General features: G+C 44.4%; 18 protein-coding genes and 1 pseudogene. 7 read left to right on the top strand and 12 right to left on the bottom strand.

Annotated elements, in window-relative coordinates:
* Nucleotides 1-34: 34 nt before the first annotated feature.
* Together FTU54_RS00475 and FTU54_RS00470 are read right to left on the bottom strand one after the other, a co-directional pair.
* Nucleotides 35-904, bottom strand: a complete 870-nt coding sequence (locus FTU54_RS00475; RefSeq protein ID WP_075166892.1) for a MetQ/NlpA family ABC transporter substrate-binding protein — start codon at nt 902-904, stop codon at nt 35-37.
* 487 nt (nt 905-1,391) lie between these two features.
* Nucleotides 1,392-1,961: pseudogene (locus FTU54_RS00470) on the bottom strand (GNAT family N-acetyltransferase).
* Between the two features lie 63 nt (nt 1,962-2,024).
* Here FTU54_RS00470 and FTU54_RS00465 point away from each other — a divergent pair.
* The gene (locus FTU54_RS00465) at nt 2,025-2,510 is read left to right on the top strand and encodes a hypothetical protein (RefSeq protein ID WP_104490495.1); all 486 of its coding nucleotides are present in this window, start codon (nt 2,025-2,027) and stop codon (nt 2,508-2,510) included.
* A gap of 58 nt (nt 2,511-2,568) precedes the next feature.
* Here FTU54_RS00465 and purD read toward each other — a convergent pair whose 3' ends face one another.
* From purD to FTU54_RS00425, 8 genes are all read right to left on the bottom strand, one after another.
* Nucleotides 2,569-3,852 (bottom strand): phosphoribosylamine--glycine ligase, encoded by a 1,284-nt coding sequence (gene purD / locus FTU54_RS00460; protein ID WP_016659107.1) that lies wholly within the window; start codon nt 3,850-3,852, stop codon nt 2,569-2,571.
* 156 nt (nt 3,853-4,008) lie between these two features.
* Entirely contained in the window at nt 4,009-5,583 is a 1,575-nt protein-coding gene (gene purH / locus FTU54_RS00455; protein WP_104505392.1) for a bifunctional phosphoribosylaminoimidazolecarboxamide formyltransferase/IMP cyclohydrolase, read from the bottom strand.
* Between the two features lie 91 nt (nt 5,584-5,674).
* Entirely contained in the window at nt 5,675-5,944 is a 270-nt protein-coding gene (fis, locus tag FTU54_RS00450; protein ID WP_001086304.1) for a DNA-binding transcriptional regulator Fis, read from the bottom strand.
* A gap of 368 nt (nt 5,945-6,312) precedes the next feature.
* Nucleotides 6,313-7,182, bottom strand: a complete 870-nt coding sequence (locus FTU54_RS00445; protein ID WP_104491618.1) for a DUF3426 domain-containing protein — start codon at nt 7,180-7,182, stop codon at nt 6,313-6,315.
* A gap of 18 nt (nt 7,183-7,200) precedes the next feature.
* Entirely contained in the window at nt 7,201-8,103 is a 903-nt protein-coding gene (gene prmA / locus FTU54_RS00440) for a 50S ribosomal protein L11 methyltransferase (RefSeq protein WP_005178769.1), read from the bottom strand.
* Between the two features lie 117 nt (nt 8,104-8,220).
* Nucleotides 8,221-9,108 (bottom strand): bile acid:sodium symporter family protein, encoded by an 888-nt coding sequence (locus FTU54_RS00435; protein WP_016659105.1) that lies wholly within the window; start codon nt 9,106-9,108, stop codon nt 8,221-8,223.
* Nucleotides 9,109-9,185: 77 nt separating this feature from the next.
* Entirely contained in the window at nt 9,186-10,070 is an 885-nt protein-coding gene (locus FTU54_RS00430) for a bile acid:sodium symporter family protein (RefSeq protein WP_127798754.1), read from the bottom strand.
* A gap of 162 nt (nt 10,071-10,232) precedes the next feature.
* A complete protein-coding gene (locus tag FTU54_RS00425; protein ID WP_045794918.1) occupies nt 10,233-10,592 on the bottom strand; it encodes a hypothetical protein in 360 nt (119 codons plus the stop codon).
* A 261-nt stretch (nt 10,593-10,853) separates the two neighbouring features.
* Here FTU54_RS00425 and mnmG point away from each other — a divergent pair, with 261 nt between their 5' ends.
* Nucleotides 10,854-12,734: a tRNA uridine-5-carboxymethylaminomethyl(34) synthesis enzyme MnmG gene (mnmG, locus tag FTU54_RS00420; RefSeq protein ID WP_016659103.1), complete on the top strand. Its 1,881-nt coding sequence runs from the start codon at nt 10,854-10,856 to the stop codon at nt 12,732-12,734.
* A 324-nt stretch (nt 12,735-13,058) separates the two neighbouring features.
* Here the strand turns inward: mnmG and FTU54_RS00415 are convergent, their stop codons facing one another.
* Nucleotides 13,059-14,057 carry a YafY family protein gene (locus tag FTU54_RS00415; protein ID WP_168383707.1) on the bottom strand — a complete coding sequence of 333 codons (999 nt, stop codon included), beginning with the start codon at nt 14,055-14,057 and terminating at the stop codon, nt 13,059-13,061.
* Between the two features lie 245 nt (nt 14,058-14,302).
* On the opposite strand from FTU54_RS00415, the gene FTU54_RS00410 reads away from it, so the two are divergent.
* The 5 genes from FTU54_RS00410 to FTU54_RS00390 all read left to right on the top strand — a co-directional run bounded on the left by FTU54_RS00410 (nt 14,303) and on the right by FTU54_RS00390 (nt 18,548).
* A complete protein-coding gene (locus FTU54_RS00410; RefSeq protein WP_180074237.1) occupies nt 14,303-15,853 on the top strand; it encodes a circularly permuted type 2 ATP-grasp protein in 1,551 nt (516 codons plus the stop codon).
* Nucleotides 15,854-15,873: 20 nt separating this feature from the next.
* Complete coding sequence (locus FTU54_RS00405) at nt 15,874-16,476, top strand: alpha-E domain-containing protein (RefSeq protein WP_045794921.1); 603 nt, start codon at nt 15,874-15,876, stop codon at nt 16,474-16,476.
* Nucleotides 16,473-17,252, top strand: coding sequence for a transglutaminase family protein (locus FTU54_RS00400; RefSeq protein WP_005178754.1), 780 nt, complete (start codon nt 16,473-16,475; stop codon nt 17,250-17,252). The genes FTU54_RS00405 and FTU54_RS00400 overlap by 4 nt, the downstream gene beginning before the upstream one ends.
* Nucleotides 17,253-17,282: 30 nt before the next feature.
* Nucleotides 17,283-18,017 (top strand): proteasome-type protease, encoded by a 735-nt coding sequence (locus tag FTU54_RS00395; protein WP_005178750.1) that lies wholly within the window; start codon nt 17,283-17,285, stop codon nt 18,015-18,017.
* 96 nt (nt 18,018-18,113) lie between these two features.
* On the top strand, nt 18,114-18,548 hold the full coding sequence (locus tag FTU54_RS00390; RefSeq protein ID WP_016659098.1) for a BLUF domain-containing protein: 435 nt from the start codon (nt 18,114-18,116) through the stop codon (nt 18,546-18,548).
* Between the two features lie 68 nt (nt 18,549-18,616).
* On the opposite strand, the gene alr is transcribed toward FTU54_RS00390, so the two are convergent.
* Entirely contained in the window at nt 18,617-19,687 is a 1,071-nt protein-coding gene (alr, locus tag FTU54_RS00385) for an alanine racemase (RefSeq protein WP_005178746.1), read from the bottom strand.
* Between the last annotated feature and the right edge of the window lie 40 nt (nt 19,688-19,727).

Raw genomic sequence — 19,727 nt, 5'->3', positions numbered from 1 at the left:
CACTTTGCCTGTTTGTTAACTCAGCATTATATGCTTAATTGGTTTCAGTTAAATAGCTGACTGGTTTATTTACCGCAACTTTTGTGCCACCGAAGTTTTGATCTACATACTGTTTCACCGCTTCAGTGTGATAAAGCTCACCGACTTTTTTCAGGATCGGGTCATCTTTACGTGCTTCTGCAACTGCCAATACGTTGACGTTCAGCTTGGTGCTCTGGTCAATTGGTTCGTAGAAGATTGAATCTTTCAGTACGTTTAAACCGCCTTCCATCGCTAGGGTATTGCCTAGCACAATGGCATCCACTTCATCTTTAACACGAACTGCAGTCGCCATTTGAATTGGCTTGATGACAATTGCTTTGGCATTTTCAGTAATGTCATTTGGAGTGCCCGTTGCAGGAGAGAAGCCTGCTTTCAGCTTGATCAGACCTGCAGATTGCAATAACAGCAGGGCACGCGCTTCATTGGCTGCATCATTCGGAATAGCAATGGTCGCGCCGTTCTGGAACTCTTCCACTTTTTTCACTTTGCTTGAGTAAATACCCATTGGCTCAAGATAGGTGGTCGAAACCGGCGCAATCTTCTGCTCATTGTTGGCATTGTAAGCCACCAGATAAGCATAAGACTGGAATGCGTTCACATCAATTTCGTTGTTTGCCACAGCGGTGTTCATTGAAACGTAATCGGTGAAGTTTTTCACTTCCAGCTTGATACCCGCCGCTTCAGTTTCAGGCAAAGTCGCAATATAGCGCCAGATGTCAGCATCGGAACCGGTAGATGCCATGGTGACGGTTTGTACAGTTGCAGCATCAGTTTGTGCGGCGTCAGTTGCCGGCGTTTCCTGTTTTGCACAGCCAGCTAAACCAACAGAAAGACCTAGAACCAGGCCAAGGAACTTTTTCATGTGTCCATCCCAAATAAAGTGAAGCAGCCAGGCTGTTACTTTATTGATAATTTTAAGCGCCGGGGTTTCACTTGAGCCGGAAGAGGCGAGATTCAAGTCCGTCCAGTGCGCGAATTCGTTTAGGCTTTTAGCTATCTGCTGTATTTTTCAATTGACTTTAAAAACGCTTAAAGCCATGTAATTGAAAACTTTATTTTTAGAAGATAGCGAAAAAATGGCCTACATCATAACAATAAATTGATATACAAAATAGTGTATAGAAACTAGACCTTTAGCCGTATTCCTGCATAAGTAAAGTTCATAAAATAAGAAAAGAATAAATAAATCAATTTACTATTTTGAATTGAAAGGGCTAAATCTATGAAAAAATCTTATAGATGTTTATATAAAAAATTATCCAATCTAAATCGTAAAAATAGATATAGCACAGATGGGGTAGGATGATAGATCTTTATAATGATTATTTCCTTCAATCCTATGACAGTTTTCATCCAAACTTGAGATTTTTAATGCGCTTGCAGATAGCTTTGGCGATCAATTTGATAGACACATGCATGAGTAAAGGATGATCTGCCGGCACCAGCGGATGCGCAAAGGTTTTGACTTTGCTTAAGCCAATTTTTTGCATGACTTTTTCCGAGGGCGTGTTGAGCACGGTAGTAAAGGAAACTACGTTGTCCAGCTGTAGCTCACGAAAAGCATAATCCAGTACGGCTTTTGAGCCTTCGGTGGCATAACCGTTGTGCTAGTATTGCTTGGCTAGTCGCCAGCCAATTTCAATACATGGGGCAAAATCATAGTGTTCCAGATGCTGATGTAAGCCAATAAACCCGATAAATTCACTGCTGCTTTTTAGTTCGACAGCAAACAGGCCCCAGCCGTGTGTGGCAATAAAATTTTGGATACGTTGCATAAAAGCCAGACTTTGCTGCTCGGTCAAGGGATTGAGGAAATAGCGCATGACTTCAGGATCGGCACACATTTGGATAAATGGGGATGCATCACTGTCTTGCCATTGGCGGAGGATCAGGCGAGGGGTTTTTATAATTGAAATCATGTTTATCTTGAAATTTGTAAATTTGAAGTAATAATTGTATGAGAGCAAATTAAGAGTAGAAAAATGGATCTATTAGAAAAAACATTAGAAAATATAAAGGATTTAGCACAAGAAAAAAATTTATATGCTTATATTTCTGGCAAGAAAAGTAAAATATTTTTAGAAAATTCTAGTCATCGTTATTGTATCGATGATGGAAGACTTCTGAAATTATCACGTATGAATGATAAAAAGTGTGTGCTGTTGGAGATTGAATTAAATAATGGCTTAAAATTATATAAGCATAGAACTGAAGTTTTAACTAGAAAATATAAAGGACGTTCTGTTAGTCTGGAATGGATTAAGGGATTTATAAATGCCAACAAAGATACATCAATTTTATTAGATACAAAAAATCCTAACCAATTAGAAGAAAAAGATTTAAGAGATATTTACAAACAAACATTTAATACTGTAGATACAATTTTTTGTAAACAATGTGGTGGTGATGGGGGGCTGAATGGTAGATGTCCAAGATGCTCTGGCAATGGATTAGAGCCTATTGTTTAAAATGAGAGCATTTAAAAACCCCGCACATAGCAGGGTTTTTATTTAATCTAAATATAGATTAAGCATTTTCACGCGCAATTGCACGGTAACCAATATCTTTACGATATTGAACGCCGTCGAAGGTTACTTTTTGGCAAAGTTCTAAAGCTTTTGCTTGTGCTTCACCAATGGTGTTGCCTAGTGCAGTTACGCAAAGTACACGACCACCAGCAGTGACAATCTCACCATTTTCATTGGCTTTAGTACCGGCATGGAACACTTTGGCATCGGTCATTTCGGTGTTTAGACCAGAAATCACATCGCCATTGCTAGACGTTTCTGGGTAGCCTTTAGATGCTAAAACAATACCGACAGTCTTACGCTCATCCCATTCAGCTTCTGCTGGCAAGTTACCTGCAATACCAGCCTCAACCAGATCAACCAAAGATGATTTTAAACGCATCATGATTGGTTGAGTTTCAGGATCACCGAAACGACAGTTAAACTCGATTACCTTTGGTTGACCTTGTTCATCAATCATCAAGCCAGCGTACAAGAAACCGGTGTATACGTGACCATCTGCTTTCATACCGTCAACGGTTGGGCGCATTACTTCTTTCATCACGCGCTCAAATACGTCTGCAGTCACCACAGGCGCAGGAGAGTAGGCACCCATACCGCCTGTGTTTGGACCTTGGTCGCCTTCAAAAATACGTTTATGGTCTTGAGAAGTGGCCATTGGCAAGATGTTGTCGCCATCAATCATACAAATGAATGATGCTTCTTCACCTGCAAGGAATTCTTCGATGACTACGCGAGAACCGGCATCACCAAATTTGTTGCCTGCCAGCATGTCATCAATGGCTGCAAATGCTTCTTCGTTGGTCATCGCCACGATTACGCCTTTACCTGCAGCAAGACCATCCGCCTTGATCACAATCGGCGCACCATTTTTTTCAACAAAGGCTTTGGCTGCATCAACTTCAGTGAATACGTCATAGAATGCAGTTGGAATGTTATGGCGTTTTAAGAAATGCTTGGCAAATGCTTTAGAGCCTTCAAGCTGCGCTGCAAACTGGGTTGGACCCCAGATTTTTAAACCTGCTTCACGGCAAGCATCCACCACACCATTGACCAGCGGTGCTTCAGGACCAACCACGATTAAATCTACCGCATTGTTTTTTGCAAAGTCGATAATCGCCGCATTGTCTAAAATGCTTAAATTGATGTTTTCACATTTAGCTTCGGTTGCTGTACCTGCGTTGCCTGGTGCAACAAAAACTTTAGCAACTTTTTCATCTTGTGCGATTTTCCATGCCAATGCATGTTCACGACCGCCATTACCCAAAACTAAAATGTTCATTTAAAAAATCCCTCAAAATTGAATCCCTCCCAACCTCCCTTTAAGAAAGGGAGGGGAATCGCGAAAAACACTGTTCTCTTACGCGAAAAGTCCCCCCTTTTTACAAAGGGGGATTTAGGGGGATGATTAAATACGACTTCTAATTAATTTAGTTAATTAGTGACGGAAGTGACGCATGCCAGTGAACACCATGGCAATACCAGCTTCGTCAGCTGCTGCAATGGTTTCTTCATCACGCATAGAACCACCCGGCTGGATAATGCATTTGATCCCTGCTTTCGCAGCGTTATCAATACCATCACGGAACGGGAAGAATGCGTCAGATGCCATCACTGCACCTTCAACCACGAGGCCTGCATGTTCAGCTTTAATTGCTGCAATACGCGCAGAGTTTACACGGCTCATTTGGCCTGCGCCCACACCGATGGTTTGACGGTTTTTCGCATACACAATCGCGTTAGACTTCACGTATTTCGCCACTTTCCAGGCAAAGATCATGTCGTCAATTTCTTGCTCGGTTGGAGCACGTTTGGTCACCACTTTAAGATCATCTTTGGTGATCATGCCCAAGTCTTGGTCTTGCACCAGCAAACCACCGTTGACACGTTTGTAGTCCATTTGTGGCGCACGTTCGTCAATTGCTGGTAATTCGCCACAGACCAGTACACGTACGTTTTTCTTCGCGCCAGTCACGTCCAAAACACCTTCAGCAACGCTTGGTGCAATAATCACTTCAACGAATTGACGGTCAACAATGGCTTGTGCAGTTGCAACGTCTAATTCACGGTTGAATGCAATGATGCCACCGAATGCAGATTCAGGATCGGTTGCATAAGCCAAGTCGTAAGCCGCTTGAATGCCGTCTAAAGATACCGCAACACCACATGGGTTGGCGTGTTTTACGATCACACAAGCAGGTTTCGCGAATGATTTCACGCATTCAAGCGCAGCATCAGTGTCGGCGATGTTGTTATAAGAAAGTTCTTTACCTTGCAGCTGTTTAGCCGTTGAAACAGACGCTTCAGTTGCTGCCGGGTCTACATAGAATGCAGCAGATTGATGCGGGTTTTCACCGTAACGTAAATCTTGTGCTTTGTTCAATTGTGTATTGAACGTACGCGCAAATTTGTCTGCTTCGCCTTGTTCTTTACCAACGCGAGCGCCTAAGTAAGATGCGATCATACCGTCGTATTGTGCAGTATGTTCAAATGCTTTCACTGCCAGGTCAAAACGGGTTGCGTATGACAGGCCACCTTCAGCTTTAAGCTCGGCAATAACAGTCGCATAGTCAGAAGCATTCACTACGATACCAACCGATGCATGGTTTTTCGCCGCAGCACGCACCATAGTTGGACCACCGATGTCGATGTTTTCAATCGCATCTGGCAGGGTACAGTCAGGTTTTGCAACCGTTGCTGCAAATGGATAAAGGTTCACTACCACTAAATCGATTGCATCGATGTTGTGTTCTGCCATTACAGCTTCGTCTAGACCGCGACGAGCCAGAATGCCGCCATGAATTTTAGGATGTAAAGTTTTTACACGACCATCCATCATTTCTGGAAAACCGGTGTGCTCTGAAACTTCAACTACAGCGATATTGTTGTCTTTAAGCAACTTATATGTACCGCCTGTAGATAAAATTTCTACCCCAAGAGCCACTAGATTTTGTGCAAATTCAACAATTCCAGTTTTGTCAGAAACAGAGATTAAAGCGCGTTTAATAGTCATGATTTTCGTCACAGTTATCAAAAAACAGATTAAAACATTAGCAAAATGCGGTTAAAAAAAATGCCCACGAAAGCCGCGAGCATTTTATCATTTATTCACTCATTAAACCGTGAGCTTTTAACTTTTTACGTAAAGTACCACGGTTTAAGCCTAGAATCTCGGCAGCACGTGTCTGGTTACCACGTGTATATTCTAGAACTACAGATAAAAGAGGTTTCTCCATTTCTGCTAGCACCATGTCATACACCTGAGAAGGTTGCTCGCCTTGCAATTGAGCAAAGTAATGGCGAACTGCGCGATCAACGTGGATACGAAGAGCGACATCAGATTGTGCAGTAAAAATAGGAGATTTGCTATTCATGCGAATTAATCCGAAAAATCAGATATCACTTGGGTAAAGTGATATATAAATGTGGTCTATAAATAAATGAACCCCGTTTTAGATCCTAAAACGAGAGTTCTAAAACTGGAACATTTAGCTTGCCACAACTCACAGCGCTGGTCGAAAAATAAGCGTAACAATAGATTAATAATTGTTACAGACCAAAAATCGAAACGAAAAAACCTGCTCAATACGCGTTATTGAAAATAAGGCGCATTCTGCGAGTTTCTATTTGTTTTGAATTACTGAGGAGTATGCAGCACTAAGCTTACGTGGCGCGTATCATACCATTGTCTTAGAAAAAGTGAGCAAGAAAACTGCACTTTTTTTACATTTTTTTTTAATTTTTAAGGCTTGATAATTTCTAAATTATAGGTATCAAAGCTTTTTCGGGTCACTGGCAGCTGAATTTCAAACTTGAATGGGGTATTTTTTGGAATCCGCTCAATGCTGGCCAGACTTTTAATTAAATACTCTTTCGGTTCGAGTACATAGGACGCCACTTCTTCATTATCATCTTTTAAGGTGATTTTCAGTTTTGGCAATACCAAACTCTTGTCATGAAAATTGATCAGCTCGCCGGAGAACAAGGTATGTTCATGGTCATAGCGTTTCACCCGCACACGGTTAATTGAAATCAGGCTGTACTGCTTTTCAAAGGTTTCACAGTTAAACAGCTGGCAGACCCCGTTAAAAGCCACAGTCAGGGCAGGGCTGTTGTTCATGAATTTCGGGTTAAACCATAGAATCTGGAAAATCAGCAAACCGACCAGACTAAAATTGACAATACCCCACAGCGTGTAATAGCCCGCACCATGTTTCTTGCGTTCTTGCTGCAGTTCATTTTCAGACAGATTCATCGAAGGAATACTGGCAATCGGTTCGGTACTGAAATAATTCAGATTGTTTAAGTAGGTCTTTAAATCAATATTGGAATGTTCAACCTTACGGTCAAAAATATCCAGCAGATGGGTTTCATGTGTGTCGTCAAAAGCCAGACCATGATCGGCCAGAACCGGCGAACTGACCTGTCCACCAGTAAAACCGTTGTATTCGAGCTGGGTTGGCGCAGGCTTTGGCTGCACCAGATGCGAGAGTGCATTAAAGGTAGAGGCACATTTGGGACAGCAAACCATGCCCTGAGCCACTGTAAGCTGTGCAACAGAAACTTTATAGGTGGTTAAACACTCGGGGCACTTGGTCTGCTTTTCACTCATAAGATCTATAGAGGTTGATTAATGCGGCTGGCGCTTCCCGGAAATTCGGCACCAGTTTTCTTCACGTTTTTCGACCTCTAATATATCAAAAAATTCAGAATAAACACTAGAAACTTCAGCAACTTGCTCTTCGATTACACCTGCAAGTGCGAACTCTCCCTCAGATTTGGTTAAAGTTGCGAATTCAGGCGCAAGCATCATTAACGGGCCAGCCAGAATGTTGGCAACCAGTACATCGGCTTTCTGATCTTTTAAGGTTTCATTAAACTCTTCAGGCAGACCGACAAACAGACGATCCAGTACGCCATTCAATTCAGCATTTTGCTGGGTGGCTAAAACCGCTTGTGGGTCAATATCAGTGGCATAGACTTTTTTCGCACCTAAAAGTAGGGCAGCAACACCTAAAATGCCAGAACCGCAACCATAGTCGATGACGATTTTATCTTTAACATCGGTTTTACCTAACCATTGCAGGCACAGGAACGTTGAGGCATGGTTACCGGTACCAAAGGCCAGACCCGGATCCAGTTTAATATTCACCGCATCTGCTTCAGGGGGCTCTAGCCATTCCGGTACAATCCAGAATTTTTCAGCAATCTGGATTGGCTCGTAATAATCCATCCATGAGCGTTCCCAGACCTGATCTTCCAGGAATTCGCTACGCATTGGTGCATCTGGCAGTTGAGTGCGAATGAAAGTTTCCAGCGCAGCCACATCAATTTCTTCGTTTTCGTCCTGTGCATAAATACCGGTCACAATCACCTTGTTCCACAGCGGTGTTTCGCCTGGAAGTGGTTCAAGCAAGTCCTGATTTTCAGCATCATCCAGCGTTACACTCACGGCGCCAAGTGAGCTGAGTAATGTTTCAGTAAAGTCGACTTGAGCTTGATCAACAGTAATATGTATTTGTAACCACTTCACAGGAATAACCTAATTTGTTTTTTCAAAAGGATATTGTAGCGGAAGGCAATCGGTTTCGCCTACCAATGTACAAAATAAAAAGGATGCCAGCGCGACATCCTTGGGTGAAAAAAGTACTTAACTGTTTGCCACCACAGGCTTGGGTTCGGCAATCGGCACAAAGCGGTTTAATAACATGCCAAAGATGGCGGCGAAGATATACATGAAAATAGAATAGACTGCCGCCGGCATGGCCACGGTTGAACTGGCCATAACGGTTAAGGCAATGGTCATGGCAAGCGTGCTGTTATGAATCCCAATTTCAAAGGCACTGGCACGGGCCTGGGCGCTATTAATCCCAAACAGGCGTGGGACGAAGTAACCAATCACCAGACTGGAAATACAGAACAGTGCGGTAGCCAGGCCAATATCACCAATATAATTCAGGATATTGTGTCGCTCCTGCACAATAGCCCCGATGATAATTAAAATCAGAAAGATCACTGCAAAAATCCGTAAGGGCTTGTTCAGTTTCTCGGTCAGTCGCGGGGCATAATGACGAATTAACATGCCAATAATCACCGGCACAATAATAATCCCGAATACCTGCAAGATTTTACTGAATTGCAGGCCAATGCTTTGGTCAGCCTGTAAAAAGTGGGCAATTGCGAAATTGACGATAATGGGTAAGGTCAGTGCTGCAATCACCGAGTTAATTGCGGTTAAGGTAATGTTGAGCGCCAGATCGCCCTTAAATAAATAACTGAACAGGTTGGCGGTACTGCCACCCGGCGAAGCAGCCAGCAGCATCATGCCGACGGCCAGTAACGGCGGTAGTGCCAGAATTTTACATAATAAAAAGGCAATCCCGACCAGCAATACCAGCTGGCAAAATAGTGCGACCAGGACTGCTTTGGGGTGTTTGGTAACGCGTGCGAAATCTTTGGGCGTGAGTTCCAGCCCCAGCCCAACCATAATAATGGCCAGCGCCAAGGGCAGCATAACGGTAATAATGCCTGAATCCATATGACCTTCCTGTCAAATTTATCCTTGTGAGAAAAGACAGTTGCTTCATGCAAAATATCTTTTACTGTTTATTCAAATTACTCTATGACTTTCTGTTTTACCGAATTTAACGGCATTCGTCTAGCCAGTAAATGTCCAAAGATCAAGGCAAACATATACATGAAGATGGTGTAAATAGCGGCAGGAATGGCAATCTGGGTGCTTTGCAGTACCGACAGTGCCAGGGTTAAAGACAGCGCGGTGTTATGAATACTCATAAAGAAACCACAGGAGCGCGCCTGCTGTTCGGGAATGTCCATTAGTTGTGGCAGCACATAACCGGCCACCAGACTAACAAAAGCATACAGCGCAGTGGCCAGTCCGACCTGTTCCATATACTGCGCCAGCTGATAGCGTTCCTGAAAGAGCGCGAAAAAGAACAGGGCAAAAATAAAATACACCGACATGCGCCGAATCGGTTTACTCAGCCGTTTGGCAAGCTCTGGAAAAGAGGAGCGAATGGCCATCCCTAAACAGACTGGTACTAAAATTAGCAGGAAGGTATAGGCAATCCGCTCAATCGGCATGCTGATTTCGGTCTGATCGGCCATGAAATAGCGCATGGCAATACTAATCACAAAAGGCAGGGTTAAAATGGCCATCACCGAATTAATGGCGACCACAACAATATTTAAAGCCACATCGCCTTTATAGACATAGCTGAACAGGGCAGAGGTGGAACCACTAGGGGTAGCTGACAGCAACATTAACCCCACTGCCAGCAAAGGAGGTAGTTCTAAAAACAGGCAGAGAATAAATGCCAGTCCAACCAGCAAGACCTGCCGGGTAAACAAGGCAATAAAAATGACTTTCGGTTGCTGATTGACCCGAATAAAATCTTTAGGGCTGAGTAGCAAGCCCAAACCCATCATTAATACCGCCAAGGTTAGCGGTAGAAAGAAGGTAAAAATGCCGCTTTGCATGGCATCATCCTATTTAATTCTTATTTTCCCCAGTTTCAGTGTAATTGAGTTGAGTTTTAAATCAACCATAAAAATAATAAAAACAGCCATTTACTTGGTAATAAATGGCTGTTTTCTTGATTGAGTTCACATATTTTAGCTAGATGTGAATCGGGTTGGAGTTTACATTTGAGCAGGACGCGGCGGGGTAAATCCAAGGGCACATTTACCACGAACTTCTGCACCGGAAATGGTTGCCGTGGTTGCATTCATGTCTTGGCCACAGGTGGTATACAGTGCAGCTTCATCACCCTGAATATCGAGTTTTCTGTCTGCCGGGAAGAACTGTGGCTGGCAGGTACCGTTCCAGATAATGCCACGATAGGCAAAGCTGACCGCAGCACCTTGAGATTTGCCTTTACAGACATTCTGATAGCGCTGTGAATCGTACACTTTTTCAACTTTGTCATTTGCCTGTACAGCTGCAAATGGAGATAAACATAAACCGCAGAGGATGGATGAGAGGAGTATCTTCTTATTCATAATTCGTACCTGTGCTTGTTTGTAATGAGTACATGATTTAGGATAAAAAATAATCAAAATAAAACAACCTATATCTGGTTAATTTTTAATATGAAATGTTTTTATTTGCGGTATATCTGCAACGTTCATTTACATTGCCAGGCGATCAATCAGGTGAAAAACCACGAGAAAATCCAAATAAAATTGACTTAATCTGTCAACTTATACGCCGGCTTTTGCTATAATATTCTGTCATTTCTTTTTATCTCTCAATTTACCACTATGCATTATCCTAAAGTTTACGATGTCATTGTTATCGGCGGCGGTCACGCGGGTACGGAAGCGGCTTTGGCTGCGGCGCGTATGGGCCGACAAACCTTGCTCTTAACTCATAACATTGAGACTTTGGGGCAGATGAGCTGTAACCCGGCCATTGGTGGTATTGGTAAATCGCATCTGGTGCGTGAAATTGATGCCTTGGGCGGTGCGATGGCGCTGGCTGCCGATAAAGGCGGGATTCAATTCCGTATTCTGAACTCGCGTAAAGGTGCTGCAGTGCGTGCCACACGTGCACAGGCTGATCGGGTTCGCTATAAAGCTGCCATTCGTGAGACTTTGGAAAACCAGGCCAATTTGGATATTTTCCAGCAAGCGGCGGATGACCTGATTGTAGAAGGCGATACCGTTAAAGGTGTGGTCACCCAAATGGGCATTCGCTTTGACGCCAAAACGGTAGTATTGACTGCCGGGACCTTCCTGGGTGGTGTGATTCACGTCGGTCTGGAAAAATCCAGCGGTGGTCGTGCCGGTGATCCACCCTCTATTTCTCTGGCACACCGTTTACGTGAATTGCAGCTGCCGGTGGGCCGTTTAAAAACCGGGACTCCACCGCGTATTGATGCACGTTCAGTTGATTTTTCGGTGATGACGCCGCAGCCGGGTGATTTCCCGTCTCCAGTGATGTCATTTATGGGCGATGCGTCGATGCATCCTGAACAGGTTAACTGCTATATCACCCATACCAATGAAAAAACCCATGACATTATTCGTGGTGGTTTGGATCGTTCGCCAATGTATACCGGCGTGATTGAAGGGGTAGGTCCACGTTACTGTCCTTCGATTGAAGATAAAATTCACCGTTTTGCCGACAAAGATTCGCACCAAGTGTTCTTGGAGCCTGAAGGCTTAGATACCCACGAGCTGTATCCAAACGGTATTTCAACTTCACTGCCTTTTGATGTGCAGTTTGAATTGGTACGCTCAATCCGTGGTATGGAAAATGCCCATATTCTGCGTCCGGGTTATGCGATTGAATATGATTACTTTAACCCACAAGCGTTGAAATTCACTTTGGAAACCAAAGCCATTAATAACCTGTATTTTGCTGGTCAAATCAACGGGACTACTGGTTATGAAGAAGCCGGTGCGCAAGGTCTGCTTGCAGGTTTGAACGCTGCACGCCGTGCCTGGGATCAGGAACAGTGGACGCCAAAACGTGATGAAGCGTATATGGGCGTACTGGTTGACGACCTGATTACCTTGGGAACCAAAGAACCGTACCGGATGTTCACCTCACGTGCCGAATACCGTTTAATGCTGCGTGAAGATAACGCAGATCAGCGTTTAACCGCGATTGGCCGTGAACTGGGTCTGGTGGATGATGCACGCTGGAATGCTTACTGTGAAAAAATGGATGCAGTTGAGCGTGAGAAAGGCCGTTTACAGCACTTGTGGGCTGCGCCAAATAACCCGATGGGTAAAAAATTCGTTGAAATGACGGGTGCAGACCTTTCTAAAGAGTGTTCTGCAATTGACCTGCTAAAACGTCCAAACATCACTTTTGCGCAAATTGCTGAACTGACTGGTTCAGAAGTATCGCAGCAAGTCGGTGACCAGATTGAAATTGCGGTGAAATACGAAGGGTATATCAACCGTCAGCATGAAGATGTGGCGCAGATGAAACGTCTGGAAGAAACCAAAATCCCGGCTGATTTTGATTATGACGGTGTATCCGGTCTGTCGCGTGAAATCACCATGAAGCTGAAACAGGTATTGCCGGAAACTCTGGCGCAGGCCAGCCGTATTCCGGGCGTGACTCCTGCGGCAGTTCAATTGGTGATGATCACCATCCGTAAAAATGCTCAAGCCCGTAAATCTGCTTAAAAGAACCTAATCTGTAAAAAGCCCGCGGTTGAGATCGCGGGCTTTTTTTATGCATTGAATAAATATAGTGGAAATTGAATTTAAGAAAAAAATAGATTTAAGCTGCAGATCTTATGATTTCACAGATGATGTTGGAAGCGTTACAGTCATCTTATCTAAACAGAGAGGAGTAGATGATGACCTTAAAAACCATTCGTTATAATACGGCTGAACTGGCATGCTAACGATAATCGCATCCTGTTCAACTTCCCTAAAATCAGCAGCGATAACAACAAAATTGAAAAGAAAATAAGTAAATGTTAGGTCCCAGACTTGGGACCTTTTTTATTCATTGACTTGATGCACAGCGTCAGACACTTCTGCCGGTTCAATCTGTACCAGTTTTTTGCCAAAACTGCGCAGCCACCACACCAGTTGCGAGGTAAATGGCACATTGGAAATGACCTGATACAAGCCATTGTTCAGCTGGATAATCTGCTGATCTTTGCTTAAACGGGTTTCTTCAAAATAATGCGCATCGGCTTCTGACATGGTCAGTTTCAACTCGATATTTTCAGTCGGCTTGCTGTAATCGACTCTAAAGCCCAGCGCGCCGGATTCAATATAGGCATCAATATCAAAATTAACCGGATGCAGGGCGCGGGAATTTAATACCTCCGCCGATTTAAAGCGATGCAGGGCAAAGGTCTGAATATCGGTTTTGTCGTGTCGAGTGCAAATCAGATAAATCACTGCACCTTTTTGTACCAGCGCCAGCGGATTCAGAATATAGGTCTTTTCTTCCGAAGCGGTGGTACGTGGATGGTAAACACATTCCAGCTGTTTGTCCTGTAGCAGACCTTCATAAATAGCCTGTTGTGCGCTTTTATCGACCACTGGCGGAATCAGCGGCTGAATGGCCGGCACAATCCGCACCCGGTTAATCCACTGGCGGACATTGTTCTGGGTCGACAGGCTGCGCCGTGCCAGATCAAACCACGGAGTCATTTCCTCAATCAGGCTAGGTGGTAACAGATGTTTGAGATGTTCTTCCACCATCATAAAGGTGACTGCCTGTGAGCTGGTCATGTGCGGCAGGCTTTGTAGCGGTGCATCGGAGCGCCAGCGCCAGCCTTGCGGGACGGTGCCATTATTTTCAATCGGGAAGCGCTGCGAAATCTGGTTTAAATCACGCTGGATGGTACGTAGGCTGATATCAATGCCTTCACGTTGCAGAATTTCTTGTAATTCACGGGTGCCCATCCATTTTCCGGTAGAAAGGCGGGACAGGATTTGCCACTGGCGATAGAGGCTATTGGACGTTTCTTTTTCTTGTGTCGACATATTGGAATCAGCGCTGAGATAAATATTGGAGAGTACATGGCTATAGTCCACACAATAAGAAATGTCATGCTTTTTGGCAAGTGGCAGGCACGAGGTCTGGCGATAAATTGATACAAGATGAAGCAAAATAAGATTTGTTTTATCTGTACAGATCGGCGATAAAGAAAGAGTGAATGCTAAGTCACAATTATTGGCACTGGAATTGCTTATATAAAATTAGAAAGGATAACAATGATGAGGTTTGTATGCTGAAAGAAAATCAAGATACAAATTCAATAGATACAATAACATCAGACCATCTTTTAGAGCGGGTGCAGGTCTCGGTGACCGATATTTCGCTGCCGCAGCAAAAATCATCTGTATTATTCGAACAATTGAAATCTGAATTTTTTAATGAATTGTCGGGCGAACAGAGCCTTGCCGATAGTGCCGCGCAGAAAATCGAACAATGGCTGACCCAGCACAGTTTAGAAGAACTGACAGCACTGAATGATGCCGCCAAAGCACATTTTCTGTATCAGGGAATTACCTTTACCGTGTATGGCGATCAGGAAGGCGCCGAGCGCACCATTCCTTTTGATATTATTCCGCGGGTTATGGCCCGGCAGCAATGGAATACAGTGGCCTTGGGCTGTGCCCAGCGTACCCGGGCGCTAAATCTGTTTTTACATGATATTTATCATCAACAGGATATTCTAAAAGCCGGTATCGTACCGGAACTGCAGGTGCTGACCCACGAAGCCTATCAGCCACATATGCTTGGTCATGGTCTGAAGGGTAAGGTCTATAGTCAGATTAGTGGCATTGACATTATTCGTGATCAGCACGGTGAATTTTTTGTGCTGGAAGACAATTTAAGAACGCCATCGGGTGTGTCTTATATGCTGGAAAGCCGTAAGATTAGCCAGAAACTGATTCCCCAGCTGTATCAGCAGAATAATATTCAGGGCATCGAGCATTATCCGCAGCTTTTAAAAGAAATTCTGGCCGAAAATGCCTATGTCGATCAGCCTTTTATTGTGGTGCTGACCCCGGGGCGCTATAACAGTGCCTATTATGAACATGCATTTTTAGCCTGTGAGATGGGTGTACCTTTGGTAACATCGAGTGACCTGTTTGTATTAAATGACAAGGTTTATGTGAAAACGGTGCGGGGCAAACAGCAGGTTGATGTAATTTATCGCAGGGTAGATGATGCATTTTTAGACCCGCTCTGTTTCAGACCGGACAGCACCCTGGGTGTGCCGGGCCTGATGTCGGCCTATTTACAGCATCACGTCGTCATCGCCAATGCGCCGGGAACCGGGGTGGCCGATGACAAATCCATTTATCCTTATGTCGATAAAATGATTCATTTCTATTTGGGTGAACAACCAATCTTAAATAATGTCCCGACCTATCAATGCCGCGAAGCAGATGATCTGGCCTATGTGCTGGAACATCTGGAACAGTTGGTGGTGAAAGAAGCACAAGGTTCAGGCGGATATGGCATGCTGATTGGTCCTCAAGCCTCCGAGGAGCAACTGGCCGAGTTTAAAATGAAAATTCTGGCCGCACCGCAAGCCTACATTGCCCAGCCGACCCTGAATCTGTCGGTGAGTCCGACCTTAACCGAACAGGGCATTGCCGAACGGCATATTGATTTACGTCCTTTTGTGCTCAGCTCGCCTTATCGCACTGAAATTGTTCCCGGTGGTTTAACCCGTGTAGCCATGCAGGCCGGTTCGCTGGTGGTCAATTCATCTCAAGGTGGTGGCATTAAAGATACCTGGGTGGTTGATCCCTTACATTCATAACAACTCCCAAGGAGAATCATGTGATTTTACTGAGTCGTAATGCACAGCAGATTTTCTGGTTGGGTCGTTATTTGACCCGCATCCAGTATTTATGCAGTCAGTTTCCATTTAAATATAATGATGATGCCTTGCAGTATGCACACGCCTTCTGTTTGCCAGCCTTTGATGCGGCATCTTTAAATGAGCTGATTCTAAATCCGGAACAGCCCGCCTCTTTTCATCAGCAGTTTCAGTATGCCAAAGATAATATTCAGGATTTACGCGGGGTCTTGTCGGCACATGCCTATGCCGAATTAAACCAGTACATTAAAAATGCCAAAGAAAATCCGGCCTATATCTGTGATGTGGTCGGAGATTGTCATGAAGTCTTAGAAGCTGAAGCATCTGATATTTTTCTGTTCTTTAAATTGGGCCAGCATCTCGAGCAACTGGACCGGCAATTGCGCTTAAAGCAGGATATTCAGGGCACGGTCTATTATATTGAAGTGGTGGTGGGATTATTGACCCAAGCCGGCTGGGATTCTTTATCCGAAATCTGGATGAAGCTGAAGCAGCAGCCCGACAGCATGCATTTTTACCAGTTTAGTGACCATATCCAGCAACTGTTCGAGGCCGATGCATGAGGCTCATGATTAATCACCAGACCCATTATCATTATTCGGCACCGGCCTGTAACAGTATTCAATATATTAAAATGACCCCGCCGAACAATGCCCATCAACAGGTTCATCATTGGGCGATTAGTGTGCCAGGGGAATCCGAGATTAAACAGGATGCTTTTCAGAATATCTGGATGACCAGCACCCAGCGCTTTAGCTATCAAAGTCTGAGTATTATGGCGCAGGGCATTGTCGAGTTGCGTCCGCAGATGCGATGGGGCCTGCAAGATCAGCTGAATCCCTATCTATTTTTACAACCAACAGCCAGCACGCTGTGCAGCCCTGAAATGCAGTGTTTTGCACGGCAGTATGTGTTGCAGGTGAATCGTGACAACCTGATCCGTTTGTCAGAAGCGATTTTAAGCCATATGCCATACCGTCCGGCCCAAACTTCGGTGCAGACCACCGCCATTGAAGCCTTTCAGGCCAAACAGGGCGTCTGTCAGGACCATGCCCATGTGCTGATTGCCATGTGTAAATCTTTAGGCATCCCGGCACGTTATGTTTCCGGTTATTTATATAGCAGCAACAGTTCACATCTTGCCAGCCATGCCTGGGTAGAGGTATTTTTAGAACAGCACTGGTACTGTTTTGATGTCAGCAATCTGGCTTTTCAGCCAGACTCGCATGTCTATCTGGCCGTCGGGCGGGATTATTGGGATGTGGCGCCGGTCCGTGGCGTAAGAGAAAAAGGCGGCATCGAGCACATGCAGACCATGGTGCAGGTTCTGGCCTGCTAAGTAATGGATGACAATTAAAAGGATAATGCTATGACGTATTGCTGTGCGCTGCGTTTAAAAGATGGTCTGGTGTTTATTAGTGATTCGCGTACCAATGCCGGGGTCGATCACATTTCGGTATTTCGCAAGCTGTATACCTTTGGGGTGGAAGGCGAGCGCCTGATTACCATTCAGACCTCGGGCAACCTAGCGACCACACAGGCAGTCATCGGTCATTTAAAAAATCATCTGACTTTAAACCAGGAACCGCATTTATATAGTGTCAAAACCATGTTTGAAGTGGCAGAATTGGTGGGTTGTTTGCTGAAAAAAGTCATTCAGGATGTTACCGACGATAAAGACGAGCAGCATAATTATTATTGCAATTTACTGGTGGGCGGGCAGATTAAAGGCGAGCCGATGCAACTGTATCATATTTATCCGCAAGGGAATTTTATTTGCGCCACGCGTGATACGCCGTTTTTCCAGATTGGAGAAAGCAAATATGGCAAACCAATTCTTGACCGGGCCTTACGCTATGATATGTCGCTGGAAGATGCCTTACGCTGCGGCCTGATTTCTTTTGATTCCACTTTACGTTCCAATGTGTCCGTGGGTATGCCGCTGGACTGTATGGTTTATCATAAAGACAGCCTGCATATTCCTTTGGGCAAACGTATTTGCGAAGAAGACCCGTACTTTGAATATATTAGCAAGCAGTGGTCCGATACCTTAAGACGCGGGTTGCAGGAATTGCCGGTGCCAACCGAAGATTATTTGACTTAAAAGCTCAGTCCCTTTATTTTAATCAAGTTTTCCTTGAATGATAAATCCTTAAGAAAATCAAAAAATATTCGTACAGATCATGATAAGGACTTGAATATGTTTCAGCTTTGCTATGCCAGCCAGAGTACCTCGACGGCTGAAAATTTACTGCAAGATTTACGCAATATTCTGATCGAAGCGCGCAATGCTAATACCCAGCATCAGGTATCGGGTGTGCTGTGCTATGCAGAGGGTTATTTTTTTCAATGTCTGCAAGGTGATGAACAGGCCGTTCAGGAAATTTTTGCCGGGATTGTTGGTGATCCGCGTCATCAGAATATCCAGATTTTTACCGAGAATCATGTTGCCCAGCAGCGTTTTCAGGATTGGGCCATGAAATATGTGATGCGTAATAGCGAGATCAAAGCCTATTTTCAGCAACTCGGTCATGCGCAATTTTTACCGCATCAATTAAATGCCACACAGGTTGATGGATTGCTTCAGGTGCTATATGAGGCGCTAAATCATTCGGTGGTAGATGAGGTGGCTTAAATCTGCTGCCTGCGTTATAAAAAGAATAAAAAAAGAACCTCCATTGAGATTCTCTTTTATTGAAAAGATTAAATAACTTTACGGTCCGGACGCTGGGTTAAGCGGCACAACAGCTCATAACCAATGGTGCCATTGGCTGCTGCGACATCATCCACTAATCGTTGCTTGCCCCAAAGCTCGACTTCCGTGCCTAACTGAACATCCAATCCAGTTACATCAATAGCAATCATATCCATGGCAACACGACCGACTACAGCTGCTTTTTGGCCTTTAATGGCGACAAAATTCTGCGCAAAGAAGGCACGTGGATAGCCATCACCGTAGCCAATGGACACAATAGCCAGTTGCATAGCTTTATCGGCAGTAAAGGTCGAGCCATAACCAACCTGTTCACCGGCCTGAATCTCATTTAAGGCAATAATTTCTGCGCTAAAGGTCATCACCGGTTTTAAATCTAGTGCATAAATATCTCGGTCTGCAAACGGAGTTGCGCCATAAAGCATGATGCCGGGACGGACAAAATCAAAATGCAGTTCCGGATATTTATAAATAGCAGCAGAATTACAGCACGAAGCTAAAATCGGTGCGCAGTCGTTTTTTACTTCCAGAAACTGACGGATCTGTTCATCATTCAGTGGATGATCAGCATCTGCATTGGCAAAGTGCATCGCCAGAACACAGGTAAAGCCGGCCGATTTTAATTGCTGAATGACCTCTTTAATCACCTCAAGTTTAAAGCCCAGACGGTTCATGCCGCTGTTGAGCTTAACCCAGACTTTCAGATTTTTAGAGATATAGGCATCTTTGTGCGCAATGAGCCATGTAACCTGTTCAGGCTGATGCACCACAATCTCGATATTCTGTTCAATGACAATTGGCATTTCATCTTCAGTGAACACGCCTTCAATCAAGGTGATGGGTTGCTGGAACCCCAGTTCACGAATTTCTAGTGCTTCTTGTAAACAGGCGACACCAAAGGCATCGCTGTTTTGTAAGGCTGCTAAGCAGTCTTTAACGCCATGTCCATAAGCATTGGCTTTGACCATACTGACAATTTTGGCAGTCGGGGCAAGTTGTCTGACACGGTTTAAATTATATTGAAGCGCAGCGCGATCAATATAAACTGTAGCTTGGCGCACCCTTATTTACTCCTACAGGGTCATGAAAAGGCAATGATGG

The organism is Acinetobacter sp. YH12116 (assembly GCF_013418895.1).
GTDB lineage: Bacteria > Pseudomonadota > Gammaproteobacteria > Pseudomonadales > Moraxellaceae > Acinetobacter > Acinetobacter indicus.
Note: the sequence above shows the minus strand (reverse complement) of the source record. Positions and strands in the feature narration are given on the sequence as shown.